This is a genomic window from Helicobacter sp. MIT 21-1697 (genome assembly GCF_026241255.1).
Classification (GTDB): domain Bacteria; phylum Campylobacterota; class Campylobacteria; order Campylobacterales; family Helicobacteraceae; genus Helicobacter_C.
Map to the genome: position 1 here is coordinate 123981 of NZ_JAPHNC010000002.1, position 16815 is coordinate 140795.

At 37.2% G+C, this 16815-nt stretch carries 17 protein-coding genes; 11 read left to right on the forward strand and 6 right to left on the reverse strand.

The features are described from left to right. Nucleotides 1-2 precede the first annotated feature (2 nt). From OQH61_RS02555 to OQH61_RS02575, 5 genes are read left to right on the forward strand one after another with little or no spacing between them, the layout of a single operon-like run. Nucleotides 3-1436 carry a PhoH family protein gene (locus OQH61_RS02555; RefSeq protein ID WP_266025688.1) on the forward strand — a complete coding sequence of 478 codons (1434 nt, stop codon included), beginning with the start codon at nucleotides 3-5 and terminating at the stop codon, nucleotides 1434-1436. After that, a complete protein-coding gene (locus OQH61_RS02560; RefSeq protein ID WP_266025689.1) occupies nucleotides 1433-2143 on the forward strand; it encodes a hypothetical protein in 711 nt (236 codons plus the stop codon). Before OQH61_RS02555 ends, OQH61_RS02560 begins: the two co-directional genes overlap by 4 nt. A gap of 26 nt (nucleotides 2144-2169) precedes the next feature. Further along, the gene (locus OQH61_RS02565) at nucleotides 2170-2892 is read left to right on the forward strand and encodes an NlpC/P60 family protein (RefSeq protein WP_266025690.1); all 723 of its coding nucleotides are present in this window, start codon (nucleotides 2170-2172) and stop codon (nucleotides 2890-2892) included. A gap of 53 nt (nucleotides 2893-2945) precedes the next feature. Further along, entirely contained in the window at nucleotides 2946-3269 is a 324-nt protein-coding gene (locus OQH61_RS02570) for a hypothetical protein (RefSeq protein WP_266025691.1), read from the forward strand. After that, entirely contained in the window at nucleotides 3232-3888 is a 657-nt protein-coding gene (locus OQH61_RS02575; protein ID WP_266025693.1) for a hypothetical protein, read from the forward strand. Before OQH61_RS02570 ends, OQH61_RS02575 begins: the two co-directional genes overlap by 38 nt. A gap of 59 nt (nucleotides 3889-3947) precedes the next feature. Here the strand turns inward: OQH61_RS02575 and ppsA are convergent, their stop codons facing one another. Then, nucleotides 3948-6377 (reverse strand): pyruvate, water dikinase, encoded by a 2430-nt coding sequence (gene ppsA, locus OQH61_RS02580; protein ID WP_266025694.1) that lies wholly within the window; start codon nucleotides 6375-6377, stop codon nucleotides 3948-3950. Nucleotides 6378-6537: 160 nt separating this feature from the next. On the opposite strand from ppsA, the gene purL reads away from it, so the two are divergent. Both purL and OQH61_RS02590 read left to right on the forward strand, forming a co-directional pair. Continuing rightward, nucleotides 6538-8775, forward strand: a complete 2238-nt coding sequence (gene purL / locus OQH61_RS02585; protein ID WP_266025695.1) for a phosphoribosylformylglycinamidine synthase subunit PurL — start codon at nucleotides 6538-6540, stop codon at nucleotides 8773-8775. A 17-nt stretch (nucleotides 8776-8792) separates the two neighbouring features. Further along, nucleotides 8793-9326: a hypothetical protein gene (locus OQH61_RS02590; protein WP_266025696.1), complete on the forward strand. Its 534-nt coding sequence runs from the start codon at nucleotides 8793-8795 to the stop codon at nucleotides 9324-9326. 23 nt (nucleotides 9327-9349) lie between these two features. Here the strand turns inward: OQH61_RS02590 and OQH61_RS02595 are convergent, their stop codons facing one another. The 5 genes from OQH61_RS02595 to OQH61_RS02615 form a co-directional block, all read right to left on the reverse strand. Then, on the reverse strand, nucleotides 9350-10093 hold the full coding sequence (locus OQH61_RS02595) for a tetratricopeptide repeat protein (RefSeq protein ID WP_266025898.1): 744 nt from the start codon (nucleotides 10091-10093) through the stop codon (nucleotides 9350-9352). Next, nucleotides 10084-10422 carry a tetratricopeptide repeat protein gene (locus tag OQH61_RS02600; protein ID WP_266025697.1) on the reverse strand — a complete coding sequence of 113 codons (339 nt, stop codon included), beginning with the start codon at nucleotides 10420-10422 and terminating at the stop codon, nucleotides 10084-10086. The genes OQH61_RS02595 and OQH61_RS02600 overlap by 10 nt, the downstream gene beginning before the upstream one ends. Nucleotides 10423-10483: 61 nt before the next feature. After that, the gene (thiE, locus tag OQH61_RS02605; protein WP_266025698.1) at nucleotides 10484-11143 is read right to left on the reverse strand and encodes a thiamine phosphate synthase; all 660 of its coding nucleotides are present in this window, start codon (nucleotides 11141-11143) and stop codon (nucleotides 10484-10486) included. A 9-nt stretch (nucleotides 11144-11152) separates the two neighbouring features. Continuing rightward, nucleotides 11153-11881, reverse strand: a complete 729-nt coding sequence (locus OQH61_RS02610; RefSeq protein ID WP_266025699.1) for an arginyltransferase — start codon at nucleotides 11879-11881, stop codon at nucleotides 11153-11155. 10 nt (nucleotides 11882-11891) lie between these two features. Beyond that, a complete protein-coding gene (locus OQH61_RS02615) occupies nucleotides 11892-13091 on the reverse strand; it encodes a murein transglycosylase domain-containing protein (protein WP_266025700.1) in 1200 nt (399 codons plus the stop codon). Between the two features lie 121 nt (nucleotides 13092-13212). Between OQH61_RS02615 and OQH61_RS02620 the strand changes: the two genes are divergently transcribed. The 4 genes from OQH61_RS02620 (at nucleotide 13213) to OQH61_RS02635 (ending at nucleotide 16804) form a co-directional block, all read left to right on the forward strand. Further along, nucleotides 13213-14139 (forward strand): radical SAM protein, encoded by a 927-nt coding sequence (locus OQH61_RS02620; protein WP_266025701.1) that lies wholly within the window; start codon nucleotides 13213-13215, stop codon nucleotides 14137-14139. Nucleotides 14140-14258: 119 nt separating this feature from the next. Next, nucleotides 14259-14894 carry a superoxide dismutase gene (locus OQH61_RS02625; protein ID WP_266025702.1) on the forward strand — a complete coding sequence of 212 codons (636 nt, stop codon included), beginning with the start codon at nucleotides 14259-14261 and terminating at the stop codon, nucleotides 14892-14894. A gap of 107 nt (nucleotides 14895-15001) precedes the next feature. Beyond that, entirely contained in the window at nucleotides 15002-15832 is an 831-nt protein-coding gene (gene nadC / locus OQH61_RS02630) for a carboxylating nicotinate-nucleotide diphosphorylase (protein ID WP_266025703.1), read from the forward strand. A 3-nt stretch (nucleotides 15833-15835) separates the two neighbouring features. After that, nucleotides 15836-16804 carry a thiamine-phosphate kinase gene (locus OQH61_RS02635; RefSeq protein ID WP_266025704.1) on the forward strand — a complete coding sequence of 323 codons (969 nt, stop codon included), beginning with the start codon at nucleotides 15836-15838 and terminating at the stop codon, nucleotides 16802-16804. Nucleotides 16805-16815: the final 11 nt, after the last annotated feature.

Sequence of the window (16815 nt, forward strand, 5' to 3'; positions counted from 1 at the left end):
AATTGATTACTAAATGTTACTTACTTGATACCTCTATTATTCTTGATGATACACAAAATATTATCTTTTTGTGGCAAAACGCACAAAATGAGCTTTTTATATCTGATGTTGTTATTGAAGAGCTTGATAAAAAGAAAGATTTACAAAATGAAACAGGTTTCTTTGCACGTGAGTTTTTTCGCTGCATTAATAGTGAAAGTGTAGAGAATGAAAAGATTGCACAGAATAGCTCAAGCAATGAAGTGCTAATGCGCATTGCTAAAGATAACAATGACTTTATTCAAACTCTCCTTTTTAAATATGAGAATTTTGCTATTCCTTTTACACTTATTTATCGTCCAAAATATAAACTTTTACCACAAGAGCATAGTTATAATGATTCTAAACTCATTGAAATTGCGCGAGATTATAAACTCGTGCTTTTAAGCAATGATATTTCGCTCAAAGTGCGCGCTCAAGCACAAGGTGTTTGTGCCCAATCACTTTTTCGTGATAGGGTTGAGAATCCAAGTGATATTGATTTTTGGACATCTTTTGAGGTGCATAAAGATACGCCTTTGGAGCATTTAAAAGATAATACAAAATTTCAGAATCTTACACAATGGAGTCTTATCCAAATTGATGAAATGGATAATACAGATAATTCATTGTATAAAACAGGTAAGAGAATCTTTGGACTTAAGATAGGTGAGGCATTTGAGGAACTCAATCTTGATGAGATTCTTAAAAATCACCAACCTTATATTATGCCTATTAACTTAGAGCAAAAAATGTTTTATGCACTCCTCACACACGCACAAAATAATCTCACTATTGCCACAGGTTCAACAGGAAGTGGTAAAACGCTTATAGCACTTCAAGCAGGTATTACTCTTGTCAAAAATGGTGTAGTTGATGGTATTATCTATATGCGTAATACAATTACTGCAAATGATAAAGAAGCGGAGCTTGGTTATCGTAAGGGAGATGAGAATCAAAAATTGGGATATTTTATGTATCCGCTTTATGGTGCTATAAATTTTACTATTGATAAACTTCAAGAAAGCTCACTTGCCAAACGCATTGAATATCGTGGCGAGGTTAATGGCATACAAAAGCAAGATGCAACTGAATATTTCCTCCAAAAGCATAAAATTGAAATAGTGGATATTGCTCACGCACGAGGGATTAGTATTGGTAATAAATTTGTTATTTTTGATGAAGTGCAAAATGCTTCAAATGCTACGATTAAACTTATTGGCACGCGTATAGGTGAGGGGAGTAAGATTGTATTTTTGGGAGATTGGGCGCAGATTGACCACCCATATTTGAGCAAGTTTCGTAATGGTGCATTAAGCTTGCTCACTAAGGCACTTAGAGATGATTTTATCGCCGGGATTCACTTACATCAAACTATACGAAGTGATGTGGCAAGCTGGTTTGGGGAGAATTTTTGAAAAAGTCATTATTTAGAATCTGTTTTATTTTGCTTATATCAAGTATCACGATGTATGGTGCGCGCCCTATGATTAATGATGATGCACGCGTGGTAGATAGACACTCCTGCCAACTTGAAACTTGGGGATTATATAATGGCGATATAGCTGAATATTGGATAGTGCCCGGTTGTAATTTGTTTCTTGATATGGAAATAAGTTTGGGTGGAATGATGAGTAATGCGCCCATTCAGCAGGGGTTAGCTGATGAAAGATTTGGCGGAAGACAGCTTGTAACAGGAGTAAAAAAGATTTTCAAAGATGTAGAATCTGATGGATATAGTTTTGGTTTGGCATTAGGCAATGTTTATAATTTTAAACGTTCTAAATACAGAAATGAATATTATATATATGCTCCTATAAGTGCAGCTTTTTTTGATAATACTTTGCTTTTGCATTCCAATATTGGCTACAAGCTTAAGCGTGATAATGGAGATAGACAAATTTATAATGTTGGCTTAGGATTAGAGCAGGAAGTGAGCCAAAGACTATGGATTCTTGGGGAATTTTTTTATGAGCGGTTTGATACACTCAAATACCAGTTGGGGCTTAGAATCTGGCTTATCCAAGATAGAATTCAACTTGATGGCACTTATGGTAATGCCTTTTCAGGGAGAGAGAGCTGGGTATCTTTAGGATTGCGATTCTTGTCTCCACCAATATTTTAATTGTATATTCAAACACAAGGATAAAGATGAAAAATTATATATTGATGTATTTATTATGGCTAGTTATGGCAATTTTTATACAAGCTTGTGCGTCTTTGGGAGTGCAAAAACCTCTTGTATATAATGTGCAGGTAGGAAGCTTTAGTAATGTAGAGAATGCTGGACAATTAGTAGATTCTCTTAATCAGAAAGGACTTGATGCATTTTTGTTCAAAGAAGATAATATGTATAAAGTGCGCTTTGGGAATTACAAAAATTTTGATCACGCAAAAACACAGGCACAAATATATAAAGAACAAGGGCTTATAGGCGAGTTTTTTGTCCTCTCTCCTCAAAAATATGCACACAAAAATGATACAAAATATAAAAAATCAAAGAATATAAGAGATGATATTGTAGAGAGTGCTCATCAGTATCTTGGTGTGCCATATAAATGGGGCGGCACTTCAGAATCTGGTTTTGACTGCAGTGGGCTAACACATTCTGTATATCGTCTCAATGGTATTTCACTCCCTCGTTCATCGTATGAACAATATAATGAGGGAGATTCTATCAGCAAGAGCAAACTCAAAAAAGGCGATTTGGTATTTTTCATTACCAATAGGGGTAAGAGGGTGAATCACGTGGGTATTTATATCGGCAATGATGAGTTTATCCACGCTCCGAGTAAAGGAAAAGTAGTGAGTAAGGCGCGTTTAGATTCTACTTATTGGACTAAAGCCTATAAAGGTGCAAGGAGCTATTTTTAAATTGATATTTATCAATTTATGTTATTATGCGGGTTTTACAAAAAGGAGTCAAAATGAAATTTCTTCGCTACTTTGAATATGCTGTTATGATGCCCAAAAAACTTAAGAAAGTTTATGACAAACTCAATGCCCAAGATAGAAATTTTAGCTCTTTGAGCACTTTACTTTCTGCTCAAATGGCAGCACATAGAAATAATTTAGATGTAGTGCTAGAGCTCTCAAGGGCTTTTATTACTCCAAAAATGATACACAATACAGACAATGCTTTAAAATATCTTTCCCTTGTAAGACCATTCCGCCACCATTCTTTTAAATTTGTGCGTATAGGTGGAACTGCCGATGGTGGATATTGTTTATTATGCCCCCCCCCCCATTAAAAGCGATTCTCTCCCAAAATGTGTTTCATTAGGCGTATCTGATTATTCTCCCTTTGATTTAGAAATGGCAGATATGGGTTATGAAGTACTTGAATATGATGCGAGTATAAAATCTTCTCCTTATCCCAATCATCCAAGGATAAAATTTTTTAAGAAATTCGTAGGCGCTGTGGAATCTCACAATACCACTACGCTTATACAAATTATTAATGAAAATAAATTTGATGAAAGAGCACATAATATATTGCAATGTGATATTGAAGATGCTGAATGGGAACTACTTGAAAACATTGATATAAGCCTTCTTGCAAAATATTTCCCTCAAATACTTTTTGAATTTCATAATTGTAACCCAGATGATGAAGCATTGACGCAAAGACGTTTAGCTGTATTGGCAAAATTAAATGAATACTATTGCCCTATTCATACACATTTTAATCATAATGGGGGGCTTTTGTTTGCTCAAAATCTACTTTTTTCTTCCTTGCTTGAAGTATCTTATTTGCGCAAAGATTTAATACCAAATAATGCAGAGCCATTAATAGGAAGCGCGACACTTCCAAATTTGGATTATCCTAATATTCCACATTACCCAGATATTCCTGTGATATTTGGATAATGGATTGCTCTTAAGGGTTAGATTCTCTCATAAGGGGCAATAAGCACCCTTTATGAATGTTATTTGTTGAGTGATTTTTCTACTTCTACGACTTTTTGCCAAGTGGCAATAACAGAATCAGGATTAAGTGAAATAGAGCTAATACCTTCTTTGACAAGAAATTCAGTAACTTCAGGGTAATCACTCGGAGCTTGCCCACAAATACCAACATATTTGTTATGACGCTTACACGATTCTATGGCTTTTTTAAACATTGCAAACATTGCAGGATTGCGCTCATCAAAGATATGGCTTACGAGTTGTCCATCTCTATCTACACCGAGCGTGAGTTGGGTTAAGTCATTTGAGCCAATTGAGAATCCATCAAACATATTTAAAAATTCATCAGCCAAAATCACATTCACAGGCAATTCGCACATAACATAAATTTCTAAATCATTTTTGCCAGATTCTAATCCGTTACGCCGCATAATTTCAAGCACCTTTTTTCCTTCCTCTGGTGTGCGCAAAAATGGAATCATCACTTTCATATTCGTAAGCCCCATTTCATTGCGCACCATTGCAAGAGCCTGACATTCCCATTCAAAAGCTATACGATATTGGTCAGAATAATATCTGCTTGCCCCGCGATAGCCAAGCATTGGATTCTCTTCGTGTGGTTCATACGCCATTCCACCTAGCATACCACGATATTCATTTGATTTAAAATCACTTGTGCGCACTATAACAGGATTAGGATAGAAAGCCGAACAAATCATACCGATACCTTCAGCAATTTTCTTTGTAAAAAAATCTTTTGGATTTTCATAACCAGATATTATTTTCTCAATTTCTGATTTTTCTTTCAAGCCTTTGGTGTTACCATTTTGAATATCAAGGAGGGCAAGAGGGTGTGCCTTGATTTGATTAAGCACGATAAGTTCCATACGCGCTAAGCCTACGCCGTGATTTGGAATCTGCGAGAAACCAAATGCTTTTTCAGGGTTGCCTACATTCATATAAATTTTAGTTTTTGGATTTCCAAGATTATCAAGCTCAATGCTCTCAATTTCATATTCGTGAATGCCATCATAGATATAGCCCTCTTCGCCTTCTGCACAAGAGATTGTAACCTCCATACCGCTATATAGTCTATCTGTTGCTCCAATAGCTCCTACAATCGCAGGCACACCTATTTCTCTAGCAACAATCGCCGCGTGGCAAGTGCGCCCACCACGATTAGTGATAACTGCTGCAGCTTTTTTCATCGCTGGCTCCCAATCTGGGTCAGTATTATCGGTTACAAGAATCTCACCTTCTTTGAAGCTATCCATATGTTCTATGTCGTTGATAATACGCACTTTTCCTGAACCGATTTTACCCCCTATGGCTTTTCCTACGAGGATAATTTCTTTTTTGACTTCGGGATTGACAAATTTAAACTTTTCTAGCTTTTGCCCATTACCTTTTTTATTTTTTTGACTTTGCACTGTTTCTGGGCGGGCTTGAACGATGAAAATTTCGCCACTATCGCCATCTTTTGCCCATTCCATATCCATAGGGCGATATTCTCCTGCCTCTTTTGTATAATGCTCCTCAATTTTTATCGCATAACGCGCAAGTGTAAGAATATCTGTATCGCTAATAGAAAAAGTTTTCATCTCGCGTTGAGTTGTTTTGATATTTTTGGTAGGGTGTTCGCTTCCACGTGGTGCATAAACCATTTTTTGATGTTTGTGTCCAAGCTGACGTTTAATAATAGGACGTTTTCCCTCTTTGAGTGTGGGCTTAAACACATAAAATTCATCAGGATTGACCGTGCCGCCTACGACATTTTCGCCAAGTCCCCAAGATGAAGTGATAAAGACAGCATCTTTAAAACCTGTTTCTGTATCAATACTAAACATTACCCCTGCACTTCCTTTGTCTGCACGCACCATTTTTTGCACTCCCACAGAAAGAGCAACTTTAAAATGGTCAAATCCTCTTGAAGCACGATAGCTTACAGCTCTATCAGTAAAGAGCGAAGCAAGGCAAGATTTGATGTAATGTATAAGCTCTGTTTTGCCTTTTACATTGAGATAAGTATCTTGTTGTCCAGCAAAACTCGCATCGGGCAAATCTTCGGCTGTTGCAGAGCTACGTACAGCTACATCAGCCTCTTTCATACCATATTCAGCACTTAAAATCTCATATGCTTGAAAAATCTCTTTGCGCAAATCATCAGGAAAGGGTGTGCCAAAGATAAGTTCGCGGATTTTTTTAGAACGTGTTTTAAGCACATCTATTTCAGTTACATCAACACCATCAAGCAAATTAATAATTGTCTGTCTAATACCACCAGAATCTAACAGATACCAATATGCTTCACTTGTGATAGCAAAACCATTAGGGACTTTAATACCCTCGCTCACAAGTTCTTGAAACATTTCACCTATACTTGCATTTTTACCGCCTACAATCGGCACATCTTTATTGTTGAGTTCTTTAAAAAACTTAATATATTTCATACGCTGTACCTTACATTGTTATTTTATAACTAGAGCGAATATTGTAGTTAATCAAAGTTTATCCCAAACTTAAAAAGTGTAATTCTCAAACAAAAGCGAAAAAAAGCATAAGTTGTGATAAAATCTACACTTTTTAATTTTAGCAATGATTGAGGTGGCAATGACAAGTATTACACATCTTTTGAGCGAGATTCAAGATATTGATGAGGCTTTAAGAGTTCATAAGCTTTCAAAACAAGATTATGAGGAGATTCTTAAGATTTTACAGCGTCCCCCAAATCTTATAGAGTTAGGGATTTTTTCGGCAATGTGGAGTGAGCATTGTAGTTACAAATCAAGCAAAAAGTATCTTAATGGATTCCCTACGAAAGCTCCTTGGGTTGTGCAAGGACCGGGTGAAAATGCAGGCATAATAGATATTGGAGATAATCTTTGTGCAGTTTTTAAGATAGAATCCCATAATCACCCGAGTTTCATTGAGCCTCACGCGGGGGCTGCTACTGGCGTAGGTGGGATTATGCGCGATATTTTCACAATGGGAGCGCGTCCGATAGCTTTGCTTAATTCTATTCGTTTTGGCGATGTGAATGACCAAGGAGCACTTGGCAAAAAACATCGCTATTTGCTACGAGGTGTGGTAGAGGGCATAGGGAGCTATGGAAATTGTATGGGAGTGCCGACTATCGGGGGTGAAATGAGCTTTGAATCTTGCTATAATGGCAATATTTTAGTCAATGCGTTTTGTCTAGGATTGGTCAAAAAAGATGAGATTTTTTATGGCAAGGCTGAAGGCGTGGGGAATCCTGTTATTTATGTGGGAAGTAAAACAGGACGCGATGGCTTAGGTGGGGCAGTGATGAGCAGTGATAGTTTTAGCTCCACTTCAAAGGCTATGCGCTCTGCAGTGCAAATAGGCGACCCATTTGCAGAAAAACTCTTGCTTGAAGCGTGTTTGGAGCTTTTTAGGCAAGATTTAATTGTCGGCATTCAAGATATGGGTGCAGCTGGGCTCACAAGCTCAAGTTTTGAGATGGCAGGACGCAGTGGCAGTGGTATGATTATGCACCTTGATAAAGTGCCTATGCGTGAAGAGGGAATGAATCCCTACGAATTAATGCTAAGCGAATCTCAAGAGAGAATGCTCATTTGTGCGAAAAAAGGCTGTGAGCAGCAGATATTAGATATATTTGCTAAATGGGAAGTAGATGCAGCAATTATTGGAGAAGTTACAAAAAGTGGCGTTATGGAACTTTTTTGGGACGGAGAGAAGTGTGCGGAGATTCCTATCAAGGAACTAAGTGAAAAGACTCCTATGCTTGATATGCCTGTGCGCCCTCTAGTGCTCCAAACTCATAAGGCTAATCAGCTCAAAACATCTCTAGGTGTGCAAGAAATTTTTATAACCTTGCTTGAAAGCGTAGAGGTTGCAAATAAAAAGTGGGTGTATAGCCAATATGATAGTAGTGTGCAAAGCAACACTATTACTCCTGCAGGGAGTGGCGATGCAAGTATGATACGCATAAAGGGCACAAAGAGTGCATTGAGTATGAGTGTAGATTGCAATATGCGTTATTGTTACCTTGACCCAAGAGAGGGGGCAAAGATTGCGGTAGCTACTTCTGGGAGAAATTCCATTGTCAATGGGGCAAAGCCTTTAGCGATTAGTGATTGTCTCAATTTTGGCTCACCACATAATCCTGAAGTAATGTGGGCATTTAAAGAAGTGTGTGAGGGCATTAAGGAATCTTGCAAAGTCTTAAATACTCCTGTGGTAAGCGGCAATGTTTCTTTGCATAATCAAAGTGATGGCGTAGATATTTATCCCACGCCTTCCATTGTAAGTGTGGGCTTGATAGATGATGTAAGTAAGGTAGTGCGCTCAACATTCCAAACACAAGGTAATATGCTTGTCCTACTTGGTGAAATCAAAGCTGAATTTGGTGGTTCTTTAGCACAAAAGATTCTGGAAGGGCATATTTATGGACAGATTCCAAGTATTGATTTGGCACGCGAGCTTACTTTATGGCATCTCATACTTGAGGCAAGTGATGCGCGTTTGCTTGAGAGTGCAAAAGATATAGGTGAGGGGGGATTGGCAATCACTCTTGCAAAAATGGCATTGGGCAATGGCGAACATCAACCCATAGGTTGTAATGTCCATACAAGCTTGCCCTCCCAGCTACTTTTTGCTCCCTCACAGAGTTGCGTTGTCGTAGAAATTACAGCAAATAACTTCAATACATTTACCCAAATGGCAAAAAAACATAAGGTTGCCTTTACAGAGATTGGTTGTGTGGGTGGCGATATTTTTTGCGTTGATGAGATTAATATAAGTCTTGAAGAGATGAGTAAGCTTTATTTTGAGAGCTTTGAAAAAGTGATTTGCCAAGATTTGTGATTTTAAAGGAAGTAAAATTGCAATGTTGTGCTTTTAAATTTGTATTTATTATATTTTTTTTGTGTGTTACTTTTAATCTAGCCCTTGCAGGTGGGAATGCTGCGATAAACCAAGAACCAAATCCCTTTAGCTTTCCTAAAGATGGCTCATATTACCTTGAACGCAACACAGATCTTTTGGAAGCTTACCTTGAGCAAGTCAAAAAGCAAACTTTAGAGCAAAATTATCCACTTTACTCATCAAAGCCCGCGCGTCCTATTGTAGAATATAGTGCTTATCGCACGCTCTCGCAAAAAGATAAAACATCTTTGCGTGGCGCTCTCGTGCTTGTTGGGGCTTTTATCAGTGAATTTATTAGATATAGCAATTTTGGAGGGGTAGGCATTGGAGCGAAGCTTAAGCCAAATGATGAACATACATTTTATCTTAATTTTGATGGACGATATTTGACAGATATGGGGGCTTTTGGCATAGGGCGCAAGATTTTTGCTTATTGTGTGCTGCCACGATTTGATAAGTGCATTATGCTTGGCATTGGCGAGGAGTGGTAGGATTCTATTAAAACTAATGCGTTTTATTCTTTATAATTATCACAACCTTTTTGGTTTCCCATATCACAGGCTTTGCCAAAAAGCTCTTTTGCCTTGTGTTTATCTTGTCTCACACCTTTTCCATAAGTATAAAAAACTCCCAAATTATTACAAGCCCCTGCTTCACCCATATTGCAAGCTTTAGCATAAAATTCTCTTGCTTTAACATAATCTTGTCTTACGCCTTTACCCTCGCTATAAAGCAATCCTAAATTATAACAACCAACACGATTATTCATATTACAAGCTCTCAAATAAAGTTCCGCAACTTTAAGATTATCTGTCATAACACCTCTGCCATACGCATATAAAACGCCCAAATTTACACAACCTATACTATTACCCTCATCACAAGATTTGCTAAAAATTGCTCGTGCTTTTGTATAGTCGCGCTTGATATTTTCACTCCATACCAACAACAAACCCAATTCATTATAATCTAAGCTCTTATCAATTTCATAAGCTTTATTCAAAAATTCATATGCCATTCTATCATCTTGTAAAACACCCTCACCACGATAATACATAGTGCCTAATAGATAACAACCCTTAGATTCGTATAAATCGCAACTTTGGGTAAAAAGCTCTATTGCCTTTGTATAGTCCTGTTTAATGCCTTTGCCTTGATAATAATGCAAACCTAGATTGTAACAGCCTTTCCCATTCTCTAAATCACAGCTCTTATTGGCAAAATGTCGTGCCTTTGTAGAATCTTGCTTTAACCATATCCTTTATCATACAAGATACCTAAATTTGTACAGGCTTTAGCTGCACCATATTGACAACTTTTAGTATAAAATTCTCTAGCTTTATTGTAGTCTTGTCTTACACCTTTACCCTCATAATATAGAACACCCAAAATAAAGCAACCTCTGCTATCTAAATCACAACCTTTGGTAAAATATCGTGCTGCTTGAGTGTAGTTTGCTTCATCAAAAAATTCAAAGCCTTTTGCCATACAATCCTCTGCATTAGCGCAAGCTACTTTAGAATCTACGCCTAAATGAGCGCAACCAATAAACCATAAAGCATAGACAAATAAAACTAGAAAATGCATAATTTCCCCCATAATTTTAAATAAATGCTGAAATTTAGATTCTACTGGTATTTGTCTTATCTTATTCTAAAGATTGTATCAAAGCAAGGGCATTGCGATGGATATTTTGATACTTTATCTCTAAGGGTGAATCTTGTATTTTATGCTGCCACAAAGCACTGATGACAGCGCACATATTGGCATTTTTTAGCAAATGTATATTAGTAGTGTTAATACCTCCGATAGCGCAAATAGGAATGCTTAATGTAGCCTTGGCAGATTCTAGAATCTCTAAAGGTGCAAGCGGGGCATTTGGTTTTGTAGGAGAGGCAAAAAATGCACCAAATGCCACATAATCTGCCCCGAGCCTCTCCAAGCTTTGTGCCCGCTCCAAATCCCCATAGCTTGAAGCACCCAAGATTCCACTAAATCGTGCCCTTGCCTCCATAAACTCGTTATCATCTTTGCCTAAATGAAGTGCAGGAGCGTTTATCTCTAATGCGAGTTCTAGTCTGTCATTGAGCACAAAGAGGGCGTCATAACGCTCACATAGTGCCATAGCCTGAAGCGCGTAGGGCTTAAGCCACGCATCACTATGGCTTTTATCGCGTAGCTGGAATATTCTCACGCCTGCTTTGAGGGCAGATTCTATACATTGGGGCAAAATCTCATAAGGAGTGAGAATCTCATCACTTATGGCATAAATGCCTTGCAAGATTGTTTTTTTATCATTAGATTTCATTGAGATATTTTATTCCTTAGTATAGAGTTCCCAAATGGGTGTTTCAAAGACATCGGGGATATTTTTGAGTGCTTCAAAAGGCGTAAATCGTTCTTTATAGCCCATACAATAATGATCTTTTATCCAATAGCCCGGATAGAAGTATTTGAGTCCATTTTCTTTGCCGATTTGGATTTGTTTTAAAATATTAAGTGTGCCTAAGCTATGATGTGCAAATGCGTGGTCATAGTAAAAATACACTGCTGTAATACTATCAAAAAGCGCATCAACAAGCCCTACGCCTATAAGTTGAGAATCTATAAGATAGAGGAGTTCATAGCCAAAGTCCTGATGTCCCTCAACAAACATATCCATATACGATTCTGGCGTAGTGGGTGTGTATTCCCAACCTTTTTTATCGTGCATAACCCGATGATAACGATTATAAAGCTCTATGTGTGCTTGGGTTATCGTAGGCTTTTGTATGTAAATATCAATGTTTTGAGCTTTTTTTAGCACTCTTTTATGATTTTTGCTAAAAGTAAAGTCATCAATCAAGGTGCGTATGGAAATGCAATCTGTGCAACCCTCACACATTGGTGTGAAAAAATAATTTCCAAAGCGTCTCCAACCGCGTTCAAGCAGTCCATAGTAGAATGTCGGTGTTACATTTTGAATATGAAAATATCTAAAAATACTTCGTTTGGAATCTATGTAGCTACAAGTTTTTTCTTCAGAGTAAAATTCAACTAATCTCATTTGGCAACATTCATTTGATATGTTCGTAATTTTTTTTGAATGTGCTCACTTTGAGGAGATAGCGTTTTCCCTCATCAGATGGGAGCTTGGAGCGCAATGTATCATAGACTTTAGATGATGAAAGCGCATTAATACGCTTGAAAGCTTGATTTTTATCATTGTGAAATGTCCTCAACACACTTCCAGCACCTGCATTATATGCGGTAATTACACAATATTCTTGGCTTTGCTTATCTTTAATATCAGGCAGATAACGATTAAAAAGTATGCTTAAATACGCTACGCCATACTCAATGTTTGTTTCAGGGTTAAAGAGCATTTTTTTTGTGGGCATACCTTTTTTGCCATTAATAAGTTCATACGCATCAGCTCCTGCCGTGCTTGGGACAACCTGCATAAGCCCATACGCAGGAGCGCCACTCACAGCATAGGGATTGAAATTAGATTCTGTTTGGATAATGCCTAGCACAAGTGCGGGAGAAATATTATATTTGCGCGCATATTTTTGCACAAGTGCTTCATATCTGTGCTCACTTTTGCTTTGATAATCTCCCACCATTTGCAAATCTACATAGCTTACTTGTTTGCCCTTGCTATCTTTGCGTGTTTTTATGGCATTTTCAATGAGATATTTTGCATATCTCTGGGCGCGCCATTGTGTTAAAATATCCTCTCCCTCATTGTCCTTGATGAGTCCTGCAAGGAATGGCTTTCCATCAAAGACAAAATCTTCATCAGAATACAAATCTATCTTGCTTGGGTCTTGAGGGAGTAAAAGAGTGTGTGTAATGGCTCTTTCTAAAGATTGTGTGGGATTTTGCGTGTCAATGGTTTCAATGCGAATAGCACCTGTGCTAAAGTTGATACTTGCTTTAGACATATAATGGTTGGAATATCTCACATAAGTTTGTGTGCTTGGCAAACTTATGTCTTCCTCACTCCATTGTTTTGCGACATTGCCACTAAGGGCATTGGCGACTTGAGTATATTGACGCTTAACTTCTTTTATATCGCGCAATAAGGCTCTTTGGTCGGTGGAGATTCTGAGTTGATTGCCTGCCACTTGTTTTATTGCATAATAAGGATCTTCGGTAATACTAATTTGAGCATTATTAAGGGTAGAGCAACCCCAAAAATTTTCCATTAGCACTATCATTCCAAATACACAAATAATTTTATATAGAATCTGTAAAGAACAAAGAGTTTTCACATAATGCCTTTGTTGAGATGTGTTTTCAAGTGGGGATTGTAGCGTAAAAATTCAGATTTGCCAATCAAGAAGCAACACAAAATGTGATATACTTTGCACTTTATTTTCAATAAGGAATGTTATGGAAATCATATTTGGTCCTGTGCATTCGCGGCGATTTGGACGCTCACTTGGCGTTGATTTATCTCCTTATGCAAAGCAGTGCAATTTTGATTGTGTATATTGCGAATTACAAAGGGCAAAAAGTGTAGAATCTATGAAAACAATAGTGCCTGTTGATGAAGTGGTAAATGCCGTTCAAAAGGCTATTGTTGTCCATAAATGTGATGTTTTAACGCTTACTGCAAATGGTGAGCCTACGCTATATCCTCATTTAAAAGAACTTATTAGCACTCTTAAAATAATTGTGCCAGATTCTATAAAATTGCTTTTGCTGACTAATGGTTCATTATTGTGGCGAGATGATGTGCGTGAGTGTTTGAAAAAGCTTGATATTGTTAAATTTTCTTGTGATGCGCTTGAAGAAAAAGCATTTAAGCATATTGACCGCCCGCATTCTAGCCTTTCGTTGGAACAAATCAAAGAGGGAATCATACGCTTTTGTGAAGAATTTCAAGGTGAAATTATTGCTGAAGTGCTTTTTGTCAAAGGCATAAATGATACACACGCTCAAGCTCAAGCCATTGCAGCCTTTCTTGCTGCATTGCCTATTCATCGTGTAGATATAGGCAGTATTGACCGCCCACCGGCTTATAAGGTAGAAGCTATAAGTGAGGAAAGCTTAGAATCTCTTGCTGCACATTTTTATGCTTATCCGCATTTAAATGTTTCGCTGCCAAAACGCTCTAAAATACAGCAAGATTCTATTTTGCAATCTTATGATACAGATGAACTATTGGGGTTGATTAAGCGACGTCCTCTAAGCGTAATAGATGCACAAAAAATGCTAGATTCTCAAACTTTAGCACTCTTATATCAGCTATGCCAAAAAGGGACGATAAAGCAGTGTAGAGTAGGAGAAAATGAATTTTATCAAGTTGTGGATTAAAGGTTAAAAGATTTGGGCTATAATTATTTACTTTGTCGGTGTTTAGATTCTTTAAAATATCATTAAAGTTAAAGAATCTGAAATCAACAGGCAAACAACAAAATTTAAGGAGAAAGTAAATGTTTGAATTGCGTAAATTACCTTATGGTAAAAATGAGTTTAATGGTTTTATCAGTGAGCAAACTTTTGAGTATCATTATGGGAAACATCACCAAACCTATGTGAATAACTTGAATAATCTCATTAAAGGGACAGAGTTTGAAAATGCAGAGCTTGGCGATATTATCCTCAAATCAAATGGTGGTATTTTCAATAATGCGGCACAAGTGTATAATCACGATTTTTATTGGGACTGCTTAAGCCCTAAAGAAAGTGCAATGAGCGCGGAATTAAGTGCTGCTATTAATGCTGAATTTGGCTCAATAGACACTCTTAAAGAAAAATTCCTTACTTCAAGCACAACTCTTTTTGGTTCAGGTTGGAATTGGCTCGTGTATAATACACAAACCAACAAGCTTGAAATTGTCCAAACAAGCAATGCTGCTACACCTGCGACAGATTCTAAAGTGCCACTTTTGGTTGTTGATGTATGGGAGCACGCCTATTATATTGACCATAGAAATGCTCGTCCTGCTTATTTGGAAGCATTTTGGAAGCACATTAATTGGGCTTTTGTCTCAAGAGCTTATGAATGGGCACTCAAAGAGGGCTTACAATCATTTAAATTCTACATTAATGGGATTCACAAAAAATAATTCCTTTGATATTTTACATTCGTGCGGCTTTATAAGCCTCTGTGCGAATGTTGCTTCAATTATGTTATTATCTTAACTTTCATTTACCTAAAAGCCAAAGGCGCACAATGTTACAACATCACATTAAAGACTTTATCAAAAAAGCTCTTGATGAAGATTTAGGCAGAGGAGATTTATATGCTCTTTTTGCAACAGATAAGGAAGTCCAAGCTTATATCATTGCTAAGCAAGAGGGTGTATTCTCTGGGGAAATATACCTTAGAGCAATGCTTGAGTATTTTGGGCTTAGCCTTATATCATCATATTCAGATGGTGAATTGTTTGCAAAAGGTGCGATTTTATGTCGTATAAAAGGAAGTCATATTCATATTTTGCAGTTAGAACGCGTATTGCTCAATATTCTTGCTCATAGTAGTGGCATAGCTACTCTTACTGCTTCTTATGTGAGATTGATAAAAGACACACGCGTTAAACTTCTTGATACGCGCAAGACACGCCCATTATTGCGCCAACTTGAAAAATATTCTATCATCAATGGTGGAGGACATAATCATCGTTTTGGGTTAGATAGTATGCTTATGTTAAAAGATACGCATTTAGCTTATGCTCGGAATCTTGCAGAGATTATTAGCACTGCAAGGAAAAGATTGCCATTTATGTGTCCTATTGAAATAGAATGTGAAAATTTTGAACAAGCTAAAGAGGCGATACACGCCAAAGTAGATGTGATTATGTGCGATAATATGAGTGTAGAGGCAATTCAAGAAGTAGTAGCATATCGCAATGCAAATGCACCTCATATTTACCTTGAAGCAAGTGGTAATATAACGTTTGAGAATATCCGTGATTATGCTTTTAGTGGTGTAGATGCTATTAGTGTGGGCTCACTTATTCATCAAGCAAAGTGGCTTGATTTCAGCCTAAAAATTGAAGGCTAGGTTGTGATAGGATTTGATAGAGAATCATTTTTTATTCATACATTGCAATCAGAGGGAATCACAGAGGGAATAGGCGATGATTGTTGTGTATTCTTTCCACAAGATAACAACTCTCATCACCCACGCAAAGCACATATTAAGGCACACATCAATCCTAAAGCACAACAAAAAGCAAATGTCTCACCTTTTGTTGTTGGTATGGATAGTTTTTGTGAGGGAGTGCATTTTCTCGCTCATTGGTTTTCGCCTTATGAACTTGCTTTTAAGGCTTTTTTGGTTAATTATTCCGATATTGTAGCGATGAATGCTACTCCTGCTTATGCAATGTTAAGCATTGGTTTGCCCCGATATTGGGCTAAAGCAGAGATTAAAGATTGTATTCGTGGCATAGGAGATTTTTGTCGCAAATATAATGTAAAACTTATCGGGGGCGATACTATTAGCACCAAAGATTTGCAGATTCATATTACTTTTTTTGGTTTAATTCATAAACATACGCTTTATCGTGATAAGATTCCTGCTGGTTCGGTACTTTTTTATACTTGCGATAAATATCCGCAGCATACTATCACTCAAAGCTATAAAGTGCTAAAAACATTGCTCCATCCACCTAAAAATAAACATTTAAGAGCAAAAGGCAGATTCTTATCTCCTCGTATTAGGGCGCGATTTATAGCCGATTGTGCGCGATTTTTAAAAGGAGGTATGGATATTTCTGATGGTATTTTAAGCGATATTTCTAAGCTTAGTGCAATAAATAAGCTTCATTTTAAATCAAATATGCCACTTTTTGCACCACATTTAAAACCTTTGCTTTATAGCGGAGAATCTTATGAAATGCTTATAGCCATTGCACCAAAGGATAGCCTCAAGCTTAAAAGAATAGCTCTAAGGCATAGGATTAAAGTATGCAAAATAGGTCAATTTACGCGTAAAAAATATATTCTACCACCAATAAAGTATTGGCATTAAGCATAAGGAGT